Genomic DNA, 23,628 nt, shown 5'->3' with positions numbered 1-23,628 from the left:
TCTGGGAAAAGCGACCGCCTTCTTCGCCCAGGACAAGATGAGGTAGACACCGCGGCACGGTGTCGTTTCATCGATGCGGAGAAGGCATCGGATACTAATCCTGCAGGTCACAGCGTTGCGTTTCTGTGCCGTGTGCTGGCAGTGCCCCGTTCCACCTACTACGCGCATCGGGCGTCGCGGCCAGCCCGGACGGTGCGGGAGCGGGCCGAGGAGGTGCTGGTGGGCGAGATCCGGGTACTCCACGCCGGATCTCGCGGTGCCTACGGGGCCCCGCGGATCCATGCCGCCCTGCGGCGGGCCGGGCGGGTGGTGAACTCCAAGAAGATCGAGCGGCTGATGCGCAAGCACCGGATCGCCGGGATCACCCGCCGCCGGCGGCGGGGCCTGACCCGGCAGGCCAAGCGGGCGGTGTTCGCGCTCGACCTGATCGGCCGGGACTTCACCGCGCCCCGGCCCGGGATGCGGCTTGTCGGCGACATGACCGAACTCGGCACGCTGGAAGGAAAGTTGTATCTGGCGACCTGTATCGATCTTGCGACGCGGGAGGTGGTCGGCTGGGCGATGGCCGATCACCACCGCGCCGAGCTACCGGTCGCTGCCCTGCGGATGGCGGCCGGGCGTGGCGGCCTGGAGCGCGGTTGCGTCATGCACACGGATCGCGGCAGCGAGTACACGAGTGACGAATTCCGCACGGAAATAAGTAAGTTGAGCATGAGGCAATCGATGGGACGCGTCGGCTCTTGTTACGATAATGCCGCCGCGGAAAGCTGGTTCGCCATCCTGAAAGCGGAGATCGGGACGACCGTGTGGGAGACCCGCGAGGCCGCCCGGGCCGACGTTTTCCGCTACGTCGAGGTCGAGTACAACCGCAGCCGGCTCCGTCGGCACCCCGACTACGGGTACGTCACCCCGCTCGAAACGCGATCCCTGCTCAGGCAGAACCTCGTCCCGGCAGCGTAGACACCCGCTGTCCAGTTCGCGGGGGGAACTTCAATTCGTCGCAGGACTTGCCCGGCGGGCGCTCCAGGCTCGACGGGCAAGCCTTGTTCCGGTTCTGCTTGATCTTGGAGCCGTCCGTGAGCCGCGTCAGGTACTTGTTCGTACCGTGCTTGCCCGGAAGGCCACTGGCCTGGGCGTCCCTGATGTGGTCGGCGATCGCCGGCCACGGCCCCGTCAGGCTGTAGCTGATCTCCGGCACAGCCTGGGGGTTCACGCAGCCCACCTGGCGGGGAGCGCCAGGCAGGGCGTTGTCACACCGGACGTCCACGGTGCCCAGCTTCGTGGCATCCGACGGAGCGATCCACTGAGGATTAGTGAACCGCCAGGTCGCGATACTCCGGCCCGTTCCCCGCTGCTTGGAGGCAGCCGTGTTGATGGTGGTGTCCATGAAGAACTGTCCGTAGGGCTCGGCACTCGAGTTGATCGCCTGGGCCGGGAAGCTCTTTTCCGCGACCTTGCACTTGCCGGTGCAGGAGGCACTGCCGTAAGCCTTGGTGCCATTCACCTTCTGCCCCCACCGGGACACTTCCATCAGCCTCGTCTGGTAGGCCCACGTCTTGGAGTCCCGGGCGGAGAAGGAGTACCCGACGACGAGGTACTTGATTCCACCGACCCTGCGGCCTGTTCGCACATCTACGGCGGAGACCTCAGCGCGCCAGATGCCGCAGCCGCGCATGCGCTCGATGTACCACGTCGAGTCCACCCCTGCGTCGGTGCACCACTTCGGTTCGTTCCACGGCGAGCGCCTGGCTGCTGCGGCCGCAGCGTCCGACTCGTCGGCAGACACAGCCGCCGGGGCTGCATCTCCTGCGACACCCTGCCGCGTGGCTTCCATCGCAGCCAGGGCAGCCTTCTCAGCCGCAGACGTGTTGGCAGAAGCCTCGCGCCGCGACAGTGCGGCCTGTTCTCCGGCGCTGAGCTCGTCGGCCGGCTCCAGCAGGGAGGCACATGCCGTGTACTCCCCGCCGGGAGTCTCAGCGGCAGACTTCATCTGGTCATCGCACGTGGTCTCCTGGCCAGCCGCCAGCCCGACGCGCTGTCCGTCCTCGGCGCTCGACGGGGCCGCCGTCGGCTCCTCGGCGGTGGCTTCGGCGCCCAGCGCCAACTCTTCTGCAGTGGGCGCCGTCTCAGGGTCATCGTCGGTGGCTTCCGATGCCGATGACGGTTCATCAGCAGTCGGATCGGCGGCGGCTACATCCGTGGTCAGCGAGGTGCCCGCAGCCGCTCCCGACGCGTCCGCCCCCTGGGCGACGCCTATCTGGCTGCCCAGCAGCAATAGAGTCGCGGCGCCGACGGACAGCAGTATTCGCTGTCTCAAGTTGTACCCCCTGTTTGGTCAGAACAGCGTGGGCATGCCCCCCCCTTTGTGTGGCGTGTCCACGCCGGGTCGACCTGATCAAAGCACAGCGGACTGACAGTCAGTCGCCCGGGGCCCGATCACCAACCCTCGATCAATCGTTCTGCGAGGTAGGGCAAGAAGGTTCCGGCAGGGATGCCCGTCCCAATGCCGCAAGAACCGTCAGAGTCACCCAAAACCTTGATCCACAATAGGTAGTCCGCGCTGCCGACCCCGATCGAACTGGGAACTACGAGGCGGCGGCCGCCCAGGTCATACCAACCGACGCGCTGGCCGTCGGAGGCCATGGCGCCGTTGCCGTTGCCGAGAAGTGCCGCTTCCGTGACAGTGACCGACCTGCTCGAACGCCATCTCATGTCAGTGCGTCCCGCCAGGACGCCACTATCGTGTCAGCAGTAGGCACGCCGGCCCAGCCAACCAGCAGCGCGCACGCCATAGGACTGACCAACTGTCACTGAGCTTGGCGTTTAACATCGAGGGTCACTCGTCCTGCTGACCTGCGCTTCTTCCCGGGACAGCGGGGGCGGCCGTTCTCCACGCTTCGAGATGTCGAGTAACGAAGTGCGAGAGAACGGCCGCTGCGCATGAGTCTGCCTGTCGATGTGCCCGGAAGTAAGGCGTTGGGTCTGTTGTCCCGCTTTCGGGTTGAGTTCTACGAGTGTCTCTACAAGCGGGCGGATGCACTCTTCGAGCTCACCGACGCGGTGCTGTGTGCGGACGGGCCGGTGAAGACGCTGGTCGAGCTGTCGCTGGCGGCCGAGCACCGGCGCGGGCACGGAGCCCTGTACGCCGCTCTGGACCGGGGCTGGCTGGAGCCTGCGCGGCTGCGCCGCGTGCTGGCCGGCCTGCCGGTGCCCAGGGCGGCCGACGGGCGGATCGTGCTCGCGGTGGATGTGTCGCACTGGCTGCGGCCCGACGCACCGACCAGCGACGAGCGACTGTTCTGCCACGTCTACGGACGCGGGGACCGCAGCAGTGACCAGTTCGTGCCGGGCTGGCCGTACTCCTTCGTCGCCGCCCTGGAAACGGGCCGCACCTCCTGGGTCGCTCTCCTGGACGCGGTCCGCCTGGGCCGGTCGGATGACGCCACCCAGGTCACCGCCCGCCAACTCCGAGACGTGGTCGTTCGGTTGGTCACAGCCGGGCACTGGCAACCTGGCGATCCCGAGATCCTGATCGTCATGGACTCCGGCTACGACACCGCCTACCTCTCCCACATCCTGGCCGATCTCCCGGCGGTGCTGGTCGGACGTCTGCGCTCGGACCGCGTCATGCTCCGCGACGCAGGCCCCGCCCGCTCCGGTCCCCGCGGCGGGCGGCCGCGCCGCCACGGCGGCGTCCTCACCCTTGCCAAGCCTGACACCTGGCACACACCCGACCTCACCACCTACACCGCAACCGCCCACTACGGCACCGCCGAGGCAACCTCCTGGGACCGAATGCACCCCAGACTCACCCACCGCGGCCCATGGCTGGAGCACGCCCACGAGGAATTGCCCATCCTCCACGGCACGTTGATCCGACTGAAGGTCGAGCACCTGCCGGGCGACCGCGACCCGAAACCCGTCTGGCTGTGGTCCTCGGCCGACAGCGCCACATCCGCGGACATCGACCGCTGGTGGCAGTCGTTCCTGCGCCGCTTCGACCTGGAGCACACCTTCCGGCTGATGAAGCAGACCCTCGGCTGGACCGCACCGAAGATCCGCCACGCGGACACCGCCGACCTGTGGACCTGGCTCGTCATCGCCGCCCACACCCAGCTCCGTCTCGCCCGCCCCATCACCGAGGACCTACGCCGCCCCTGGGAACGCCGCACCGAAACTGTCCCGGCCAGGGCCGGGACGGCCTGCCGGCTCGAAGAACAAGCATCGGGCCAGGCACCACGACGTCGGCAAGACAGCCAAACGCGCAGAATCGATCAAGGAGCACCGAGCTCAGCGAGGATAAACGCCAAGCTCAGTCAATTGCATTGAACCTCTGCAAAAGGAGGCGTCCGCGTTCGTTGATGAGCCCCACATCGACAATCGGCTTCATGTCAGGGTCAAAATACTCCAACATGTTCCGCGATTCGATGAACGAAATTCCAAGCTCCTCCTGGAACACTCTGAGGAACTCAAGCGGCGTGAGAGCCCGATGGCTTCGCCGAGATAGGTATTCGAGCACCTCAAAAAAGGTTACACCCTCAGCCACAAGATCTCGCAGCGCGACTTCACCAGCCAAGACACTCACCTACCCTACAGGTCGCGAAAACACTGGTTCAACGTTGGTATAGTATCCGAACTCGCCCACGAGCTTACTTCTATCGACCGTCACAACAGTCAAGCCGTACTTTCCAGTCATGTGGCCAGTGAAGGTATTGACAGCCGCATCCTCATAGGACATTCCAGCCCTAAGATTTGCATTGAAGGCATCAAGGTTGCTCGGCATTGCGGGAACCCATTTACCCTGGAATGACGTGACATTCTCGGGGCCAAAATGATTCATGACATCGGCGAACATCCGTCCGCCAGAAACGGATCCTCCACTCTCCACCGCCATGGTCAACGCACCGTTGTTCAGATCTGCCATAACTCCACCGCCTCCCTCGTACATCTGCATAAAAGAGCCGCAGTTTGAATTATGCACCAGAACCGGCGTGTTGCCGGCAAGCACATAGTACGTGTGCAGGTCGGCCACGGTCAGGTTGTACATATCCCTGGCGCCGCTGCGGGTGTTCACGCTCTCGACGAGGACCTGCCGGTCATCCGCGGTGACCACGGCGTGGCCGCTAGCGAGTTCACCAGCCACCGTCCATGCGCGGGCAGTGTCATCCCAGAATGGATGGTCGTAGGTGGTGTGCAGCACTTCCGTCCGGTTATGGCTCGTGCGGATCTTGACGTCGACCAGGTCAGCGTCGCGATGGACAAGCCGTGCGGCTACCTTCCGGACTCCTCGGTGTTCCCCAGTGCCAGGGTCGCCCGACTCCACCTCGTCTCCGGGCTTCACCTTTCCAATGGCCTTCGTTTTGCCATTCTTCAGTAGCACTCGGGTCGACGGCGTAAAACTGCAGGGGGAACCCTTGAAAATCCGCGAAAGATATTTACTCGACGCTACGCCGACGCTCCCTACGGCAATCGACCCTCCAGCAGCCTCATCTATTGCGCCAAGCGCGATGGCTCTTGCGGTGCCGACGCACGCAGCCCACGCGAGAACGCAGGCACCGGCTATCAACACGGCGGCCGTGACAAGTTTGTTCTCTTCTTTGAGCCAACCTGCCTCGCCGGCCACGCCGCAGAACGCGCTGTAATTTCCAGACGTTCCTGAGCTAGGAAGGGAGTTGGTCCGGCATGCGTCTTTAGCGAAGACGCGCACTTGGTGATCGTAGTCGCCGCCGATTCCCATGGCGGTCATTTCCTTGTGACTGGGAATATAGACGCCAGCAAGGTCAATTCCCGTGTCGCCAGGCTCATATACTGTTTGTTTCGGGGAGCTACTCTTCGTACTTTTCTTCTCTTTGTTGTCGCCACTGGTATTAATGACGTCGATCGTGTCCCTGCTGCAGCTGAAGTTGTCGGGGCCGCAGCTTTCGGTTCCGGTGGGGTCGGTGTAGGTGACAGGGCTGTTCTTGGAGTAGGTGTAGGCGTTGAGTTCCTGTGGGTCGCCGGTGTCGAGGAGTGGGTCGACCGAGATGAACCGGCCCGTGGTGGGGTCGTAGTCGCGGGCGCCGAGGTGGGTCAGGCCGGTGCTGGCGTCTTGGGTGCCGCCGACGAAGCCCTTCTGGCCGGGCCAGTTCGTGGGGGGTGTCCCTCGCAGTGCGCCGAACGGGGTGGACCGGCGCCGTTGCATCGTCAGGTCGGATGCGTTGATGGCGACTTCGGAGGTGGCGTTCTTGTCGGCGATCAGGAACGAGAGTTTGTTGTCGTTTGTGCGGATTGCTTTGTTGCCGCCGCCGAGGTCGTAGTAGCGGGTGGCCTTGGGCGTGGTGCTGCTTTTGGCCAGGGTGATCTCGGTGTTGCCGAGGTAGAGGGTGGTGTCTGTGTCGGTGCGGGTGAGCAGGCGGTTTCCGCTGCTGTCGTAGACGTAAGAGGTGGTCTTGGTGCCGCCGCTGCCATCTGGCTTGGTCACCTGTGCGAGGTGGCCTTCGGTGTCCCATAGAAGGGTCTGCTGATCACCTCCGATGGTGCGGGTTTCGGTGTTGCCTGCGTCGTCGTAGGTGTAGGTCTCCTGTGACACGCCGGTCGGTGCTGTGGTGTCGACTTGTTCCAGCGCGTGCGGGCGTGGGCTGCCGGCCGGCGGGTAGTCGTAGTCGCGCTTGATGTCCTTGCTGGTGTTGCCGGTGGTGTCGTGCTGGGTCTCGGTGAGGCGGTTGCCGCTGAGGTCGTAGGTGTAGGACTGCCAGTAGGGGGCCGGTCCGCCCATGGTTGCGGCGGACGGGTTGGCGGCGCAGATGGTGGTGTTCTGGGCCCACGTCTCGGTGAGACGGCCGAGGTAGTCATAGGTGAAGCACTGGTTGTCGGTGCCGTCTCGGGAGATGTCCGAGATGGAGGTGATGTTGCCGGCCTCGTCGTAGCCGTAGGTGGCCGACTTGTCGGTGCCTGCGATGTCCTGACGGTCGACGCGGGAGTTGTGCAGCCGCTGTGTGCCCCACTGATAAGCATTGGTGACTTGCGTCTTCTTCGCGCCCGCCGCCTGGTATGTGTACTGCAGCGGCTTGCCGGTGTAGCTGTAGGCGGCGTCGGTGAGGTAGGTGGCGCCGCCGGTGCTGCTGAGGGTCTTGGTACGCAGTACGTCGTCGTAGGTAGGGGTGATGGTTTCCGTCGTGAGACCTCCGGCTGCCGGGTAGCTGGTGGAGCGGACGGTGCCGTCGACGTTGTACTGCACGTTCGTCTGGTAGGAGCCTGCGAGCGCTCCTTCGGTGGCGGGGATGGTGACGGTGGTGCGCAGGGGTCGGTAGAGGGTGTCGTAAAGGCTGTAGGTGGTGGTGTAAGCCGATCCGCTGGCTCCGCCGACGTAGCGGGTGGCGGAGGCAAGGTGGCCCTTGAATCCGGTGGGGTCCCAGACGCGTTTGGTCAGCAATGGGCCGGTGGCGTCGCCGTCGTGGGTCTCGGTCTCCCGTCCCAGACCGTCATAGATGTGAGTGATCTTCTTGTTACGGGCGTCGAGCGTGAAGGTCAGTTGGTTGCGGTCGTCGTACTTCGAGGTGGTGACGCCCTTGTCGGGGTCGGTTGCCCTGAGCTGGTTGCCGAGCTGGTCGTACTCGTAGCTCCAGGTGTTGCCGGCCGGGTCGGTGAGCTTGGTCAGCTGTCCGGCCGGGTTGTACTCGTACAGGGTTTTGTCGGCGGTGCCGGTGGGGACATCGGCGTGGTGCTGCCACAGTTCCGTAGTGCGGCCCCGGGCGTCCGTCAGCGTGGTGGTGGGCGTGGCGCCCTGAGGTGGTGTTACCGAGGTGCGGTCGCCGCGGTAGACGGTAGCCGTGGTGGACAGCACCGTGCTGCCGTCGCCGTTGCCGGCGACCTGCTGGGACTTGGTGATGCGGCCCAGGCCGTCGTAGGTGTTCCAGGTCTGTGTCTCGACTGCCAGTGCGTTGTCCAGGACCAGCAGGTCTGTGGAGGGGGCGCTGGTGTTGTAGTACGGGGCGAACGCTTTGGCGGTCAGGCCGCGTTCGTCGTAGAAGGTGTCCGTGACCAGGCGTCCGCCGCTGGGGCCGGGTGCCTGTACCTGGCGTGCGCGCAGCATGCCGTCGTAGAGGGTGTAGGAGGTCTTGCGCCCGGTCCCGTACAGGATGGTGGTGCCCACGGCGGCCGGTTTACTGTCGGTGATGGTGTAGGAGAACTCGTAGTTGGGAGTTTCTCCGTTGGTCTTTGACCGGTTCGGTTGCCAGATCTTCAGGGTGCGGCCGAGTGCATCATAGGTGGTGTCGGTGCGCTTGTTGTTGGGGTCCAGGACGGTGATGGGCAGCCCGCGCAGGGGCTCGATGGTGGTCGTGGTGGTCTGCGCGGTTGTGCTGGTCCCTGGTGTGGCGGGGGGGCTGGTGCCCGTCACGCTGGTGGGGAAGCCGGTGGCGGGACTGTAGGTGGTGGTGCTGGTCCGCCCGTCGGTGCGGTTCGTCCTTACCGGTGGCGTCGACTCGGTTGCGGTGACCGTGGCGGTGATGTCGGTCGTGGAGGTCTGACGTCCGTAGGCGTCGTAGGCGGTGCCGGATTCCAGATAGGTGGCGGTCGTGTTGTCGTGTGTGGTGAGGGTGGCGGTGCGGGTGGCGTCGCCCTTGGTCGGCGCATCGCCGTAGGTCTGTCCGTCGTAGGCGGTTCGGATGTCGGTGATGACGTCCTTGGATCGGTCCGGCGTGGCATCGCATTTGACGGCGACGGTTTCCTGCCGGGAGGGAGTGTCCAGGATCCAGGTGGTCGTGTTGTCGGCGTAGGTGGTGCGGGTGCACTCGTTGTCTGCCGCAGTGCTGTTGTCACCGAAGTCGTCGGTTTTGGTGATGCGGCCGGCGGTGGTGTCGAAGCTGTTGGCCGAATGGGTCTCGCGCCAGCTGCTGCCCGCGCCGTCGTCGAGCGATGTCCAGGTGTGCGTGGAGGCGGTGCCAGTGAGGTTGGCCGTGGTCGTGCCCCAGGAGCGGACGCGTTTGGCTGTTTCGTGGTGCCAGGGCGTGTTAACGGTTTTGTTGAGAACCTTGCCGCCGGGCCCGCTGTAGCCCTCGGTTTTGTATGCGAAGCCTTCGGCGGAGGAGTGGTCAGTGATGGTGCCGCCGTTGTCGTCCGGCACGGTGACCGTTTTGGTTCCGCCGGACGGGGATGCCTTGTCGCCGTCCATGCCGCGCAGGAAGTAGTGGTCAGTCTGGGACTTCATGCCGACCGGTTCCTGACCGCCGGTCTGGACCCGGACGTGGCCGTATCCGCGCCACGTGGACCAGGTCTTGTACTTCTCCTTGGTCAGTCCGTCATCGTCGTCGTAGTGCCAGGCGGCCCCGCCGAGGTAGCTGTAGCGAGTGACCATCTCGGGTGAGGCCTGGGTGCGGTCGATCTGAGTGACGGAGTTGACAACGTACTTGTTGAACCACTGCCGGGTCGGGTCAGCGTCGCCCTGCTTGGTGAAGTACACCGGGAAGCAGCGGGTCGTGTTCGTTTCGGGTGTCGGCAGAGCGGCAGCGTCACAAGCGGCGGTGGAGTATTCCACCGCGAGCGCGCCCCCGGACTCGTCCGACACCCCCGACAGGCGCTCTTTGATGAACGGGGCGGTGTCGTCGCCGTCAGCCTTGAGGCGGTTGGTGCGCTGGTCGTAGTCGAAGGTGACCTTCGGCAGGGTCACCTCAGGGGTGGCCGCCTTACCGGTGTGCTGCACCGAGTCCAGGAGCAGCTGGTAGTCGATGTCCGCCATGCCCCACCGGTGATCGAGCTTCCAGGCGTCGACCGGTGCGTAGGTGAGGTCCGCTTTCAGGACGCTGGAGGTCACTCCGGTCAGTCGCTTGCGGGTCCAGAACGACGGACTGGCATTGTAGCAGTCTGCTGCAGACTTGCAGTTCAGGTCCCAGGGCGTGTCGTACCAGTAGAACGACTTGTCATCGATGGTGGAGGCATCGCAGGTCACCCCGGTCACGGGCAGGCACCGTTCGGCCGAGGTGAAGTCCACCTTGGCCAGCGGTTTCGCCGAGTAGACGGCCGAGGACTTCAGACCGTACTCGACACGGTCCAGATAGCCGCCTCGGTCATACGGCGTCTCATCGGCCGCGGTCATGTTCCGGCCGTAGTGGCTGGACTCCTTGTTGTAGTAGTAGGCGATGGCGTTACCGTGCACGTCCACGGCGTAGTCGAGGTTCCATCGCCAGGCCTGCTGGCACCAGGAGGCGGCGAAGGTGGCGGCGTTACAGGGTTCGTCGGCGTTGTTACCGAAGACGGGCACGGTCCAGGCGGAGTCGGTGGTCTCGTTTCCGCTGGCCCATCCCTGCAGCTTGTTGTAGCCGAAGTAGTAGCGGGTGCCGTCGGTGGTAGTGACGCGCCAGTACTCGTCGTTGCGAGCGCCGTTGGAGCGCACGTTGGTGGCAGAGCCGTAGAGCCGGTCGACCTTAGTTCCGTCATCTCCCTTGATTCTGAAGGAGTTGGTACCGGTGGGGATAAGTTCGCCGGCGTGGCCGCTGAAGGAGATGGTGGCGTTGTCGTAGGCCCAGCAAAGGTCGCCGACCTTGTTGCCGCTGGAGTCTTTCACTCCTTCGTCAGCACACGGCTTGTAGCTGCGTTCGATGGAGCCTGGCCAGTATCCAAAGCCGTCGCCGGCCCATGAGGACTGGTTGTTGGTGTTGCTGGTACGCCCGTCGATTGCGGCGGAAGAGTAGGAAAGGCCGACGCTGGGGGTGAAGCCGCCCGGCACGTCAGGCGCGGGCATTCTGTAGGACCAGGAAAAGTCACCGGTGTTGAGGTTGGTCTGCCACGTTGCGGAGGGCGACAGCTGCGATGCCTTGAAGTCACCGTGATCGCTGGAGTCGCCGGTGGTGGCCGCCAGCAGCATGGGTGCCGTGCCGGCGGTGAGTGACAGGGCGGTGGTGGTGAGCGTCTTCGCCTGGGTGTCGTTGTCCGTACTGACGGGTGTGGCGGTGGTGCACTTCTTTGCGCCGGGGTGCGTTGCGGCGCAGGCGGGCAGCCGGACAAGTTTCAGCCGTGCCCCGTACGCGCCGCCGTACGCCTGGGCGAACTGCGAGTAGTCAACCCTGACGCCCACCGTCTGGCCCGTCGTGGTGGGCTTGCGCTGAAGGGTGAACAGTAGACCGTCCACACCGGCGCGCTGGGTGGTCTTGCGGTCGAGGATCCGCACGGTGGCCTGGCCGGACAGCGGCGTGTCGGCAGCTCGCTTCAGCGTGCCCGAGGCCTTGTGGCGCTTGGTCTGTGTTGTGATGAGGGAGACGGGCAGGCTCCCGGCCCGCACGGCCTGGGGCTTGGTGCGGGGCTGCAGGGTGACCGTGGCCGTCCCGGCCTTGGCCCAGGCACGTTCGGGCGCTGCTCTCGGCACGCGGGGCTTGCCGTCGTTCAGACGCGGCAGCATTTTGACACCATGGCCGGACAGCGGCTTCTCCGAGGCAGGCAGCTTGGGCATGTCGTCGCCTGCGGCCATGGGGGCGCCAGTGGCCTGGAGGACGGTGCCCACCAGGGTGGCGGAGATGACGAGGGCGACTCTGCGCCGTACGCCTGCCGCCATGACCCGTGCTCTCATCACGCTTTTCCCGTCCTCGTCCCGTGTGGGGTTGCCCGCGCTGTGCCTGCGCCACGGCCGGGCCGCGGCGTGAGCGCCCGCCGCAGGGCGCTCGGATGGTGCGATGGAGTGCTGTGGTGCCGGTCAGGTCCCGCACCCCGGCCGAGGCGTGCGGCACCGCCGCGGTATGCCTCGGCCGAGGCGGAGGTCAGGGTCCTGCTGTGGTGTCCAGATCGCTGCCGCTGGCGAGCGCGGCGATCTGGGTGTCGCTGGCTGCTCCTTGCAGGACCCAGACGTCGTCGATGGCGCCGCTCCAGTACCCGCCCCAGCTGCTGGTGCCGGTCTTCATCCGGCCCAGCTGGAGCCCCTTGGTGGCGTCGAACGGCAAGACCGAGGTGTTCCAGGAGACCTTTTCCGTGCAGGTCGGATCGTTGGGTTCGCCGTCATCGTCGTCGTCCAGGCAGGGTGTGGCCTGCAGTTGGCCGTCGACGTAGAGCCGCATCTGACCGGCGAATGCGTCATAGACGACGCCGATATGGTTCCAGGACGTGTTGTTCTGGAAGTTGGTGTGCTCGGCGGTTGCCGTGGTCACGGCATCGCTGTCGGTGTTGCCCATCACCAGTTGCCAGCGGCCCGCTCCTGCTGGATCGGTCGCGTCGGGTACGTACCGCACGGCGAATCCGTTGGTGTTCGCTCCGGCCATGCTCATCACTGTCACCGGCTTGGTCGGCCGGCTCGGAGCGGTGACCCACGCCGAGGCGGTGAAGCTGCTGTTGGTGTGAATCGGCGAGACGCTGGTGGAGGCGTAGCCGCTGCTGGTGCCGTTCAGCGTCAGGTCGCCGGTGCCGACCATGTTGCTGAAGCTGGTGGTGTCGATGGCGGCGCCGCTGCCCAGCGTCAGCGTATGGGCTGTGTGGTCCTCGCGGACCAGGTCGTCCGGGGACTTGGCCGGGCTGCCCGAGGCGGCATCCAGCTTCCAGCGGCCCTCCACCATGGGCCGGCTGTCGAACATCTCGGCCATCTCCGCGGCCGACAGGGTGCGGTCGTACAGTTGCACGTCGGAGAGTTGGCCCGGGAAGAAGCTCGAGGGTGTGCCGCTGTAGTTGCCCGCGCCGATCTGCAGCGGGCCGCTGCCGTAGAAGGGAGAGTCGAAGTTGACGTGGGAGACGAATTGGCCCTGCACGTACAGGCGCAGGTTGTTGTCGACCGCGTCATACGTGCCGGCCACCTGGGTCCATTCCCCTCCCGGTGCGAGGTTCGCGTCACCCTGGGCGGCGCGCATCGGCGTGCCGCTCGTGCTGTCCTGGGAGTACTGGTTGAACGACCAGCCGTAGGTGGGTGAGTAGTACAGCTCAAAGCCCGGTTTCACGCTGCCTGTCTGGGTGGCGATCACGGCCGCGTGGTTGGGCTTGGTCTTGGGCAGTTTGGCCCAGGCCACTACCGAGAAGCTGCGCTGGTTGTTCACGTGCGGAGTGGTGGTGGCGTAGTCGTCCACGCCGTCCAGGCTGAGCGCCTTGCCGGCACGTCCCGCCGCGCCGGGCTTGGCACCGCCCTTGAAGACAGCGGCGTTCACCTCTGCACGGCCTGTGGCCCGGGTTGTGGCGTTGCCGTCCGCGTCGCTGGCCGGCTCGTCCAGAGCGAACACCGCGCGTGCCGGGCGGCCGCCGGCCAGCGGCTGCTTGGCGTGGAGGTTGGTGACATCCCCGGCCGCGAGCGGCTTGTCGTAAAGCCGGACTTCGTCAATGGTGCCGGGGAAGAAGGAGGCCGGCGCCCCGTTGTAGGAGCCCGCGCCGATCTGGAGGCCGCGCCGTGCATCCCACGGCGTGGAGTACACCGCCGTACCCGCCAGCGTCCCGTTCACATACAGGGCCAGTTGGTCGGCGGAGGAGCTGTAGGTGCCGACCAGATGCGCCCACTCGCCGGCCTTGACGCCTGCGGCGGCTGACTGCATCACACGCACCGGAGTGGCAGACGACGTGTCCGCCGCGTATTGGTTGAACGCCCAGCGGTCGTATGTCTTGGAGTAGTAGAGCTCAAATCCCGGGGCGTTGTTGCCCGGCTGGGCCGCTATGACTGCGGCGTTGCTCGGCAGCCTGTCGAGCTTCACCCATGCCGACACGGAGAAGCCGGTCGATGTGTCCAGGGCAGGAATATCCGACTGCAGGTAATCGTCCGCTCCGTCCAGCGCCACTGCACTGCCCTTCACGCCGGTGGTGCCGAGCGTCGCTCCGCCCTTCAGGTCCAGGGTCCGGGCCGCGGCGCTGCCCTCGGCCTGGGAGGCACCCGCTGCCTCATCCAGCTTCCATTCGGCGCGTGTCGGCTGACCCGATTTGACCCGGAACATGTAGCGCGTCGGCTCGCTGCCGTTGCCTGCCGAGTCGAAGGCCTGGGCGTACAGGAAGTTCGTACCGGACCGGGTGGGTCGGAAACTCACTGTCCTGGCCGCTCCGCCGGAGGTCGCTACCTCGTTGTCCTCGGACGGATCCTCGTTGACGCCGAACCAGTACTTCGTTACGTCCGAGTTCGGAGCGTCGATGGTGAACGTGCCGTACCGTCCCACGCCGTCGTAGGCGGGATCGTTGGGATCGGTGTCGTCGACTGCCGGATAGTCGCCGGAAGCAATCGCCGGCCCCTCCGGCACACCGGTGTCCCAGACGAAGTAGCAGCCCGTCGCCGATCCGGCTCCCGACCACGGCGAGTAGCTGTAGTACTTGCCCTCGTCGTAGTCGACGGACCGCGCATACCAGGCGAGCGTCTTGTTCTTCGGGATCGACTTGTTGCTGGACAGGGACGCCGTCAACGTCGTGCTGAAATCCTTCCCCGAGCCACGAGGCGTCAGCTTCGGCGAAGTCCACTGGGCCTTGAAGCCGCTGCCTGCGTCCCACCACAGCTGGAACTGCACACTGACCTGATCCCCGTCCGGGTCCGTCACATTGTTGGCGGTGATCTGCGGCAGCGAACGAACGGCAACCTTGTTGTCCGGCTTCTTGCACGTGGCGCCCGGCGACATCGTCAGCTGCTTCATCGTGATCTGCTTGGGCGGCTGGTTGTACTTCACCCGCAGATACGCATCGTCAGTGAACCGCTTCCAGCCGTACTTGTCGTCCTCGTTCGCCGCCCGCAGACCAAACGACGTGTATGCCGAGTCATGGGCGGCCGCGTACTTCACACCGGCCGTCGCGTCGAACTCGACATCGCCGCCAGGACACGACGAGCTGAAGCCCTTGGCCACATCCCGCGAGTCGAGGTGGTCAAGCCAGTTGTCCGCCGAACTGTTCCACGTCGTGTCTGAGTTGAACGACTTCGTCCGCCACAGCTGTACGGACCGTCCATCACACGACCCGGACCATGTCTCGTGTGCGATGAACGTGGCCTCGATGATCGACTTTCCGGAGAACCGCGACGTCGGAAACTTGAAGAACAGCCGTTTCACGTCGTACGGAGCGCAGTAGTCCCAGCCGCAATAGCCCACACCTGCGTCCGAGTCACCGTTGAACCGCCACTGAGGCGACGACGCCCAGTACCGCGACACCATCGTCCACTCCCCCGCCTTGGGGGTGTAGGTCTGCGGGTCAATGTAAACGGGGAACGTCGTGTCAGAAGCCGTCAGCAGGCCTTGATCGGGTGTCAGCCGCAGCTCACTGTCGTCCGACGCCACCTCGACACCGATCGGCGCCACTTTCGCGGCATCCCCCGGAGCATCCCCGCCGTCCGCATCCATTGCAGCAGAGGCTGCCGCGGTCAGATCCGTCACCAACTGCGTCTGCGTACCGGATGCCTTCGTCGAATCCCACATCAGAGGCTTGCCTGCCTGAAAGACGACACCGCCGACGGCTTCGTCCACCGCCTCCAGGCCGCCAGCCGTGCTTTCCCGGAGGTCAAGGCCCGGGGCATCGAGGCCCAGCTTCAGCTCGGCAAGATCCGCATTCTTCGCCGCCTGCGGCGTCTTCACAACCAGCAGCTGCGCAAACCCATCCGTTGTGGAACGCACCTTCAGATCGATGTCCGGAAGGACATTCGCATACGTCGCAGTATCCCCTTCAAGGGCAGGAGCCGGCAGCGACGTCGGCCAGGAGAACGCCAGCTTCCTGCCCGCACGGCCCAGGGTGACCAGCGGATCGGTTCCGCCTCCGGAGAAAGCGATGCCCACGGCCGCCGCATTCGGCGCCACCGATCCGTCGGCCCGCTGGACCAGCGTGTTGTCAACCGCCTTCCACTGCCCGTCAACCCTGGTCCGCACCGGCTTGAGATGCTGCACGGCCTCGAACTGCCCGTCGGGGGTGGCGAAGACCTCGCCGGACTCGCTGCGCAGGGACGTGATCTCGACGTTCGCCCCGCCGGCTTCGGCGGCATCCTGTGCAGCCTCCACAGTGGCCGCCGCTTTCGTACCGGCCGGCCCCGATACAGCCGACGACCGCTCGACCGTATGGGCGGAAGTGGTGAAGTCCAGGAACGGCACCATCGTCACCACCACACTGGCCGCGGTGATCAAAAGCAATGTTGCGCCGCCTCGACCCCGCCCTGCCCTGCCCATGCCCCCGCCTCCCCGACCCCGCAGAAACCACACCGCAAAGTCACATGATCTTCAAAGGTGGGGGGACCTTACCCAGCCCTTACTGGCACACGTCAAGAGCTGATCACCGGCCCTCCAAGCCGTCCCTACCCGCAGACCGAACACCTTCAGCCACACGCTCCAAGTGCCGGATTAGAACCCAGAGAAGACCCTTTAGCCATCTTCAGGAAACCCCGCATCAGGACATTGACCTGCATCCTGACCGTCGAGAATGAGACACATCGAGCACCTGCAACGCCGCCCCGAATGGCTTTGATCCGTTTTGGCGGACGTCCGAGACCAGGGCTTCCGCCCCGGAAGGGGTGTACGTCAAAAGCCGACCGAGTCCACGACTTATCGTCAGCTCGCTCACCCCGGAGGGGTTCGGGTTGGCCGCCGGCCAGGAGGCCCCGACGCACAGCGCCACGATGAAGCCCTGCCGACACGGGCCCGCGCCGGTCACGACTGGCTGTGCCACCACCACGCCACATCAACCTGCAGCCGCCTCGGAGCCCATTCGTCGCCGAGGGCAGGTCTATGCCGGCTGACTCAGCGGATACGGAGGTCCTGGGCGCAGCCGTCGTGGATGCAGGCGGAGTCGGCTGCTCCCCCGGAGGGGCTGGCTTTGCCGTAGCGCATCGTCGCCTCCCTGTCGCGCAAGGGCGGGCCGCAGGCCAGGCACATGCGGACGCCGTCAGTGTCTCGTAGTGGTCGCCCAGCGCCAGCAGCGGACCTCACGGTCTGCCGAGCACCTCCTCGATTTGAACCGATGGGAGTTCTGGTGGGACTGACCATGGACTACGCCCACCTCTAGACTCTCATTGGCAAAACCTGCCGCGAAGCCACCAACCCGGCAGATGCCGAGGACGTCGCCGCCCGGGCCAGCAGCCCTCTCGTCGGCCTGGAACCGGCGCAGATCCTCCAAGCAGAGGAGATCCTGTGGGACTTGATGGCGGCGTCCTACCTAGCCCCGCTGTGGGCTGCCGCGTACCAGATCAACGGCGGCTGCTCCGACGACGGCTTCGACTACCTGCGAGGCTGGCTTATCACCCAGGGTCGCACCACCTTCGAGCAGGCCATCCACGACCCGGACAGCCTGACCGATCACTCGAACCTCCCGTCTGACCGCCACGCCCACCCTTCCCCGCCAGGCCGCTGCAGATGCGAGATCAGCCCAGGGGCGCCGAAACCGCATCGCCGACCGATGGAGGCTGGTCGAGGCAGAGGAACCGGACCGACTGGGTAAGGTCTGGCGTGTGCGCTATCTCGCAGATGCTTACATCATGGGGGCATTGCGGCGGGGCCGGCCGGTGGAGCAGTTCCTCGGTCCGATCGGCGCCCCGGGCCGACGCGGTGTCGCCTACGTCGAGGTCCGCTCGACGAAGGCGTCCTATGGGGTCTACCTCCATGCCCTCGAGGACGTCGGTGGTGAGAACCTGTGCGACCTGGTCAAGTTCCCACCGCTCAGCGACGGCGAGGACGAGGAGTTCGGCCGGCTCGTGGCAACGACCAAAGAACCAGCTACCGCACTGGCGTGCGCCGAGGAGGCCACGGGCGCAGCACGGTGGAGGTGGGTCAACGAGAACCTGGTCCATGACGAATACAGCGACTTCGTCCGAGCAGCCCGACCCGCGGACCGATCACCCGACGGACACACGCGGCCGACTTCGGCAGCAGACTTTGAGATGCCGCCACGGTGAAGATCCACCTGTGCGAGAACGCCAACTCCCTCCACGCCGGCCTGCGGACGCTTCCAACCACCCAGTGCACGGGCTGAAGCAGTGCGATGACCCATGCGCGCGGGTGGTAGGCGTCGAGGCCGATGGTGTCGGCCTGGCTTACGTTGCCCCGGGTGGATGGGGGCGGCCCGGTGCGGCGCCAGGACAACGGAGGCATGGAAAACCTTGGCAGGGGCGGACTCGTCCGGCTGGTCTGCGTGTGGGTGCGGCAGCCGTGAATCTCACTGTCGTAGAAGCCACCGCGGTGAGGTAGAAGGTCGGCATGGATACCGCCGTTTTGGAACAGCTGCTGGACGAGACCTTCGATCACGCCGTCGTGCACCATGGATACACCAAATACATGCGCGACTACGAAGTCATCGTCTACGCGACAGCGGATCCCCGTACCGGCGTCGCGCCAGCCCACCTACGGTATCTCTTCAGGTACTGCGTCGAAGCGCGCTGCGAGACGGCCGTGGCCGCTGAGACCTGGCGGGTGTCCCTGGACGACCGGCTCCTCGACCACGAGAGCGGTGCCGACCTCGATGGATACGTATGGGGCGTGAAGTGGCACTCCCTGTACCCAGGAGCCAAGCTCCTCCCGGAATCGGACGCGACGCGACACTGGTCCGAGGCCCTCGGGATCGACTTCCACGAGGTCCGCCTGCAGACCGACGCGCACAACCTGACCCTGCTCTTCTCCGACCTTCACGTGACCGAAGCCCAGACGGGATACGCACCGTTCGTCGTCGAGTAGCAACCCCAAGTCTCAGGTGGTCCGAAAACGGCGTGCCCCGGGCGTCGCTCCGGCCACAGTGCATGCTGATCATCCTGCACCACGAGCCGACGCCACTGCATGATCTGCGGGGTGGTTGGCGCAGGCGTGATGGAGGCGCTGAGGCTGCGCCACCTTCGTCAACCCTCTTCACACCTTGGCCTTCTGGCCCTCGGCTCGCTGATAGCATTCGCTCACTTGTACGAGAGCACATCGCCTGGCGGGGCAATGCCTCTGTCGACTGGCTGCAGGCGTCTTCATGATGCCGGCACGGCCGGTGCAGGCGCATGCGCTTGTCCGTCAGAGCGTGCATCACAGGCGCCTGCGCTACCACCAACGGCTGCAGAGCCGGCCTTGATTCACGCAAGACCAGCGGCAGAGCTTCGGTCCCTGGACAGGCGTTCCTGTCCCGATCCGGATTGCGCCCTGCCGGTGCGTTGACGATGTGCCCGTTGCCGTAGCACGTTCGGCGGCATCTTGACGTGGGAGAAATTGAGATGACGAAGAAGGACGGTCCCGGCAGAAAAGGTTGGGCCGTTGCCACTGTTGTGCTCGCCGGGCTGCTGGGCAGTGTGCAAGTTCCGAGCGCGCACGCGGCCGGGGACACTGTCCCCGCGGACTTCAACGGCGACGGTTACCGCGACGTCGTACTGCGCGTGCCCGGCGCCGACGTTGCCGGGCGGGAGGACGCGGGCGCCGTGATCGTCCTGTACGGCTCGGCTGCCGGGCTCTCGGCGAAGTCCCGCGTTCTGATCACACAGAACTCCCCCGGCGTGCCCGGAAGCGCCGAGCGGGGCGACTACTTCGGTGCCTCCACCGCCTCTGCCGACCTCGACCGTGACGGATACGCCGACCTGGTCGTCGGCGCACCCTATGAGGACCTCGCGGAGGGTGAGAACAAGGGCATGGTCACGATTTTGTGGGGTAGCCGGTCGGGCCTGGTGTCCGGTCGTGCGCTGCCGACTGCCGAAGGCCCTGATGACTTCGACCGCATCGGCCGGGACGTGACCGCCGTCGGTAAGGGGTCGTCCTCCATCAGCATGGTGACGGTTGGCGGCTGGAACTCCACCCTCACGTTCGTAGGCCCCTTCACCCGGTCCGGCGGTCCGGCCTCTTCGGGCATGGGACTGGGTGAGTGGTTCGGCTCGGTCGCCGCCGGCGACCTCGACCGTGACGGCCGCGCCGACACCGTGGCAGTGACAGGGCGCGCCGGCGGCCACACAGGCGGGCGGATCCACGTGAACGCCGAGAACACGCCGGAGTGGAGCACCTCCCTGACCCACGGTGATGCTCTGGTGGCTACGGTCGGCGATGTCAACGGCGACGGATACGGCGACATCGTCGCGGGCGACCCCGACGAGCCCGCGCAGCGCGGAGTCGATGGAGAGCTCGGCGGGCGCATCCTCATCTATTACGGCAGCGCGCAAGGGGTACCGACCGACGCCGAGCCCGTCGTCTTGTCCCAGGACACTACCGGCGTCCCGGGAGCGGGGGAGAAGGCGGACGGGTTCGGGGCTTCGGTCGTGGTCGCGGACTTCGACCGCGACGGCGTCGGCGACATCGCGGTGGGGGCGCCCGGCGAGAAGGTCGGCACCGTAGTGGGCGCCGGCGCGGTCACGGTCATCCCCGGCAAGCGCACCGGCACGCCGGGATCTGGCGCCTACTCCTACAGCCAGGACACTGCTGGCGTCCCCGGCGGCAGCGAGCGCGGCGACTGCTTCGGTACGACCCTGTCCGCCGGAGACATCAACCGCGACGGGCGCCCCGAACTCGCCGTCACCGCGTACGGCGAGAACAACTACGCTGGCGCCGCGTGGATCCTGCCCGGCGGCACCACCCGCCCCACCGCAACGGGCAGCACCATGTTCACCACCTCCCAGCTCGGGCTCCCCGCCACCGGATGGCAACTCCTCGGCGGCGACACCCTCCCCCTGCTCTAGCCACACCATGTCTGAAGGGCCCGGCCTCAAACCCCGGGCCCTTCAGACACCAACCCATATCCCACGCCAGCGGGGCCCGGCCCACCGACGCGAGCCCCACCATCTGCCTGGCTGAAACGCAGGTTGGCTGCGACCAGTCCGCCATCGTGCAGCCCTGCAACCACCGCCGAACCACAAGCCGCTCACACAGCTCGACGAGTACCACCGCTCCCCCACCGGCGGTCCGGAAATTGACGACGAGCCTCAACAGCCCCCGCAACCGACCCTGAACCCGAACTCGCCGAAAGCCGACGGGACGGTCAGTTGTGTCGTTGCCGCAGGACAATCCGCATAGGAAGGCGTCTTCGGAGCTCGCCATTCGGTTCGGGCGGCGGGCTCCTGCTCCTGCTCCTGCTCCTGCTCCTGCTCCTGCTTGAGTGTTGGCCGGATTCTGTCCCTACCAGGCATCTTCACGTAGCCTGTCGGCCCGTGAAGATCGCACAGGTGATGCGCAGCCGCGCACGTGAAGCGGCCACCTTGGAGAGCCTCTACCAGCTGTTTGAGGAAGGCAAGTACGAGGAGGCCGAGGCCGGGGCCAGAGCGCTGGCGGAAGAATCGGGTAGCCGGCGCAGGCGGAGTCGGGCTCTCGCGGTGGGGTGGCACGCCAAGGCTATTGCTACTGCGGCAGCCTGTGCCCACGGGCGCCGGGCGCAAGTGCTGGACGAACTGGAATCTCTGACAGCAGAGTTGAGCGGGATGGCCGGCCCCGGCCGGGTCCTGCTGCTGGGGATCCGGACCAACCGCATGCTGGTCCTCAACGACGTGGGGCGCCACAGCGAGGCGGAGGCGGAGGGGCTTGACATACTGCGCGGCCTGACTCGGCTCAAGCACCTGACACCGGTGTGGCACCTCGAGGTGAGCGTGCTGGACAACCTCGTCGACGCGCTGTGCGGGCAAGCCCGCTATGAGGAGGCCGAGGCCATCGCCCGAGGGAATCTGCCCCGCGCCGAAGGAACGACCCTCGCTGCTCTGCACTGCGGCCTGGTGCGCACCCTGAACGGGCAGGAGCGCTACGACGAAGCACTCACCGAGGCACACCGGTTCACCCCACGATGGGACCGGGGCCAGAGCGGGAACCTGGGCATAGCCACGGCCGTCGCCCTCAATGGCCTGGGGCGCCGAAGTGAGGCGGATGCGAAGATCCGTGAGGCGCTGAACGAGTGCGAGCGGTTCCTGCATCCGGACCACCCCCGTTTCCGGGAAGCCCGCACACTGCTGACCCGCATCACCACCGACGACCCACTAGCGCCGACAGCCGAGGAGACCACACGCTGACTGCGGCTGCCTCTCCCCCGCCAGGGCGAGCTCACCGCCAGGTGTCGTGGGCGGCGTATGACCGACAAACTGCCGGCCAGGTAGGAGTAGCTGTAGCCGAAACTCCCAGATCCTGTTCCCCGAGGTTCCCTCTGGCTGACACGGACGCGTAGTGGGTCAATCACCCGAACCGTCGAAAGGTGGGCATCGTCCCTGGGGGATAAACCGCAGGTCAGCGACGTACGCGCTGTGCCCCCAGGCCGCATTCGAACCTGCGACACCCGCTACAGGAGTTCGATCCGTCGGCCGCCCTGGAGCCTTGACCCACTTGTGCACCCTGTGCCGTCGGTCGTTCAAGTCTGTCTGTGTGCAATGTCGTTGCTGTCGGCTGGTGACGCCAGGTTGGATGGCCTGATGGAGCGCATTGAGGCCGAGCTGTTCACGGACGGTGGCAACGACGCCGTGCTTCGCTTGCCCGGCCGTCGGTTCCCTGGGGTCCTGGTGCAGGGCGACTCTCTTCACATCCTCCGCAGCGACGTAGCCGAGGTGGTGGAGGCATGCGAGCAAGGCGACATGGAGGAAGCCCGCGACTCCGCCAGCCTTCTTCTGGCGAACCTGGACGCTCTGCTGGCGCGGTACGAGGCAGCGTTGAGCGAGCACGGGATTTCACGGCCGTACTGAGCTGCCGGGCCATCAGCAGGGGGAGGCTCCCTCAGGTGTTCCGCAAGCGGTGACTGCTCTGGCCTGCGACGGAACCTGAACCGCGTACGAGCGGTTGCAGACGTGTTCCCCGCTGTTCCTCGTGCTTCTCCACGAGATCTGGCACGCATATGGCGCGTCCGGCCGGTGCCTCGCCAACATCCGGCCTGCCGCGCGATTCCCACTCGTACGCCTCTACGATGCGGGTCATGGGGACGTCTGATTCCACACCGCTCATACGCGCCTGCTGGCTTTCATGGCTCGCGGTCGCGACCGTCGACCGAGCAGAGTTGATGAAGATCCTTGGCTTGATGGATGCGCGGGAGATCACCTGGGCCGATGGCGTGGAGCTCATCGACGAGGTGGCACACGACGAGGAGGAGCCGTTCTCCACAGTCGTCGTCACCCCGCCCCTGCAGGGGTGGACCCTGATCGTCGGACCGTACTTCGGCCTGCCCTTTCCGCAGCAGACAGCGCACGTCACTGACCTGTGCCAAAAGTTGAGCGCGCACTTCGGCAAAGCCCAACTCTTCTTCCACAGCGAGCAGAACGACGGGGAGGCGTGGCTGATCGCCGAACGCGGACGGATCCTCAGACGTTGGATCAGTGAGTACCCAGAGCTCGCCCTGGGCGAGCCGTTCGGAGTCGAGCGACTACTCCTCGACGCCTACGGCATCACAGGCAAGCCCGAGGACCTCGCCCCTGACAGCGACCTGGCCGGCGACTGGGCGGCGACATGGGGGGATTGCTGGGCCACGACGGTCGCAGAGGAAAACAGCGTCGACCCCACGACAGCCGCCGCCGATACGGCCTCGATCAGCGGCATGCTGGTAGCAACTGCTCCGCCCTTCGAGTAAGCGCACCGCTTGGCCACGGAATGACCACCGTCTCGCATACGGCTCCGGAGGCCCTGCGAGTCTCAGCTTGACTCTGAAGCTTCTATAGATCGTCAAGCTGTAGGAGACGGCTCGGGCAAGGTGTCGTCCCCACACCTGCGGGCCCCGAGGAGGGCCCACGTGCGGCTGGCCCTGGCGGCACTGAGCCCCTTCCAACCTGACGGGTGGTTGGGCTGCGGGCCCCGGCGGCGGGCATGAAGAAAGCTCCTGGTAGACGGGTTCACGACCAAGATCACC

At 65.9% G+C, this 23,628-nt stretch carries 13 protein-coding genes; 9 read left to right on the top strand and 4 right to left on the bottom strand.

All coding sequences use genetic code 11. The features are described 5' to 3' along the window. On the top strand, nt 1–960 hold a 960-nt coding region (locus ABT296_RS36250; RefSeq protein WP_351934012.1), incomplete at its 5' end, for an IS3 family transposase. Here the strand turns inward: ABT296_RS36250 and ABT296_RS36245 are convergent. Beyond that, entirely contained in the window at nt 932–2,317 is a 1,386-nt protein-coding gene (locus ABT296_RS36245) for a hypothetical protein (protein WP_351934010.1), read from the bottom strand. The genes ABT296_RS36250 and ABT296_RS36245 overlap by 29 nt on opposite strands. 623 nt (nt 2,318–2,940) lie before the next feature. Between ABT296_RS36245 and ABT296_RS36240 the strand changes: the two genes are divergently transcribed. Further along, nucleotides 2,941–4,329 (top strand): NF041680 family putative transposase, encoded by a 1,389-nt coding sequence (locus ABT296_RS36240; RefSeq protein WP_351934008.1) that lies wholly within the window; start codon nt 2,941–2,943, stop codon nt 4,327–4,329. On the opposite strand, the gene ABT296_RS36235 is transcribed toward ABT296_RS36240, so the two are convergent. From ABT296_RS36235 to ABT296_RS36225, 3 genes are all read right to left on the bottom strand, one after another. Next, nucleotides 4,313–4,576 (bottom strand): hypothetical protein, encoded by a 264-nt coding sequence (locus tag ABT296_RS36235; RefSeq protein ID WP_351934006.1) that lies wholly within the window; start codon nt 4,574–4,576, stop codon nt 4,313–4,315. The genes ABT296_RS36240 and ABT296_RS36235 overlap by 17 nt on opposite strands. A gap of 9 nt (nt 4,577–4,585) precedes the next feature. Continuing rightward, nucleotides 4,586–11,524 (bottom strand): RHS repeat-associated core domain-containing protein, encoded by a 6,939-nt coding sequence (locus ABT296_RS36230; RefSeq protein ID WP_351934004.1) that lies wholly within the window; start codon nt 11,522–11,524, stop codon nt 4,586–4,588. Nucleotides 11,525–11,726: 202 nt separating this feature from the next. Then, nucleotides 11,727–16,052 carry a LamG-like jellyroll fold domain-containing protein gene (locus tag ABT296_RS36225; RefSeq protein ID WP_351934002.1) on the bottom strand — a complete coding sequence of 1,442 codons (4,326 nt, stop codon included), beginning with the start codon at nt 16,050–16,052 and terminating at the stop codon, nt 11,727–11,729. Between the two features lie 838 nt (nt 16,053–16,890). Here ABT296_RS36225 and ABT296_RS36220 point away from each other — a divergent pair. The 7 genes from ABT296_RS36220 (at nt 16,891) to ABT296_RS36190 (ending at nt 23,352) form a co-directional block, all read left to right on the top strand. Next, entirely contained in the window at nt 16,891–17,316 is a 426-nt protein-coding gene (locus ABT296_RS36220; RefSeq protein WP_351934014.1) for a DUF4240 domain-containing protein, read from the top strand. A gap of 10 nt (nt 17,317–17,326) precedes the next feature. Then, the gene (locus ABT296_RS36215) at nt 17,327–17,770 is read left to right on the top strand and encodes a hypothetical protein (protein ID WP_351934000.1); all 444 of its coding nucleotides are present in this window, start codon (nt 17,327–17,329) and stop codon (nt 17,768–17,770) included. 301 nt (nt 17,771–18,071) lie between these two features. Next, entirely contained in the window at nt 18,072–18,545 is a 474-nt protein-coding gene (locus tag ABT296_RS36210) for a YxiG-like protein (protein WP_351933998.1), read from the top strand. A gap of 515 nt (nt 18,546–19,060) precedes the next feature. Then, nucleotides 19,061–20,503 carry a VCBS repeat-containing protein gene (locus ABT296_RS36205; RefSeq protein ID WP_351933996.1) on the top strand — a complete coding sequence of 481 codons (1,443 nt, stop codon included), beginning with the start codon at nt 19,061–19,063 and terminating at the stop codon, nt 20,501–20,503. 468 nt (nt 20,504–20,971) lie between these two features. Beyond that, a complete protein-coding gene (locus ABT296_RS36200) occupies nt 20,972–21,817 on the top strand; it encodes a tetratricopeptide repeat protein (RefSeq protein ID WP_351933994.1) in 846 nt (281 codons plus the stop codon). A 393-nt stretch (nt 21,818–22,210) separates the two neighbouring features. After that, nucleotides 22,211–22,477 (top strand): DUF6959 family protein, encoded by a 267-nt coding sequence (locus ABT296_RS36195; RefSeq protein WP_351933992.1) that lies wholly within the window; start codon nt 22,211–22,213, stop codon nt 22,475–22,477. A gap of 227 nt (nt 22,478–22,704) precedes the next feature. Then, a complete protein-coding gene (locus ABT296_RS36190; protein WP_351933990.1) occupies nt 22,705–23,352 on the top strand; it encodes a hypothetical protein in 648 nt (215 codons plus the stop codon). Nucleotides 23,353–23,628: the final 276 nt, after the last annotated feature.

The organism is Streptomyces sp. NPDC000983 (genome assembly GCF_040299205.1).
In the GTDB taxonomy this organism is placed as follows: Bacteria; Actinomycetota; Actinomycetes; order Streptomycetales; family Streptomycetaceae; genus Streptomyces.
This window is presented reverse-complemented; position numbering and strand designations above follow the sequence as displayed.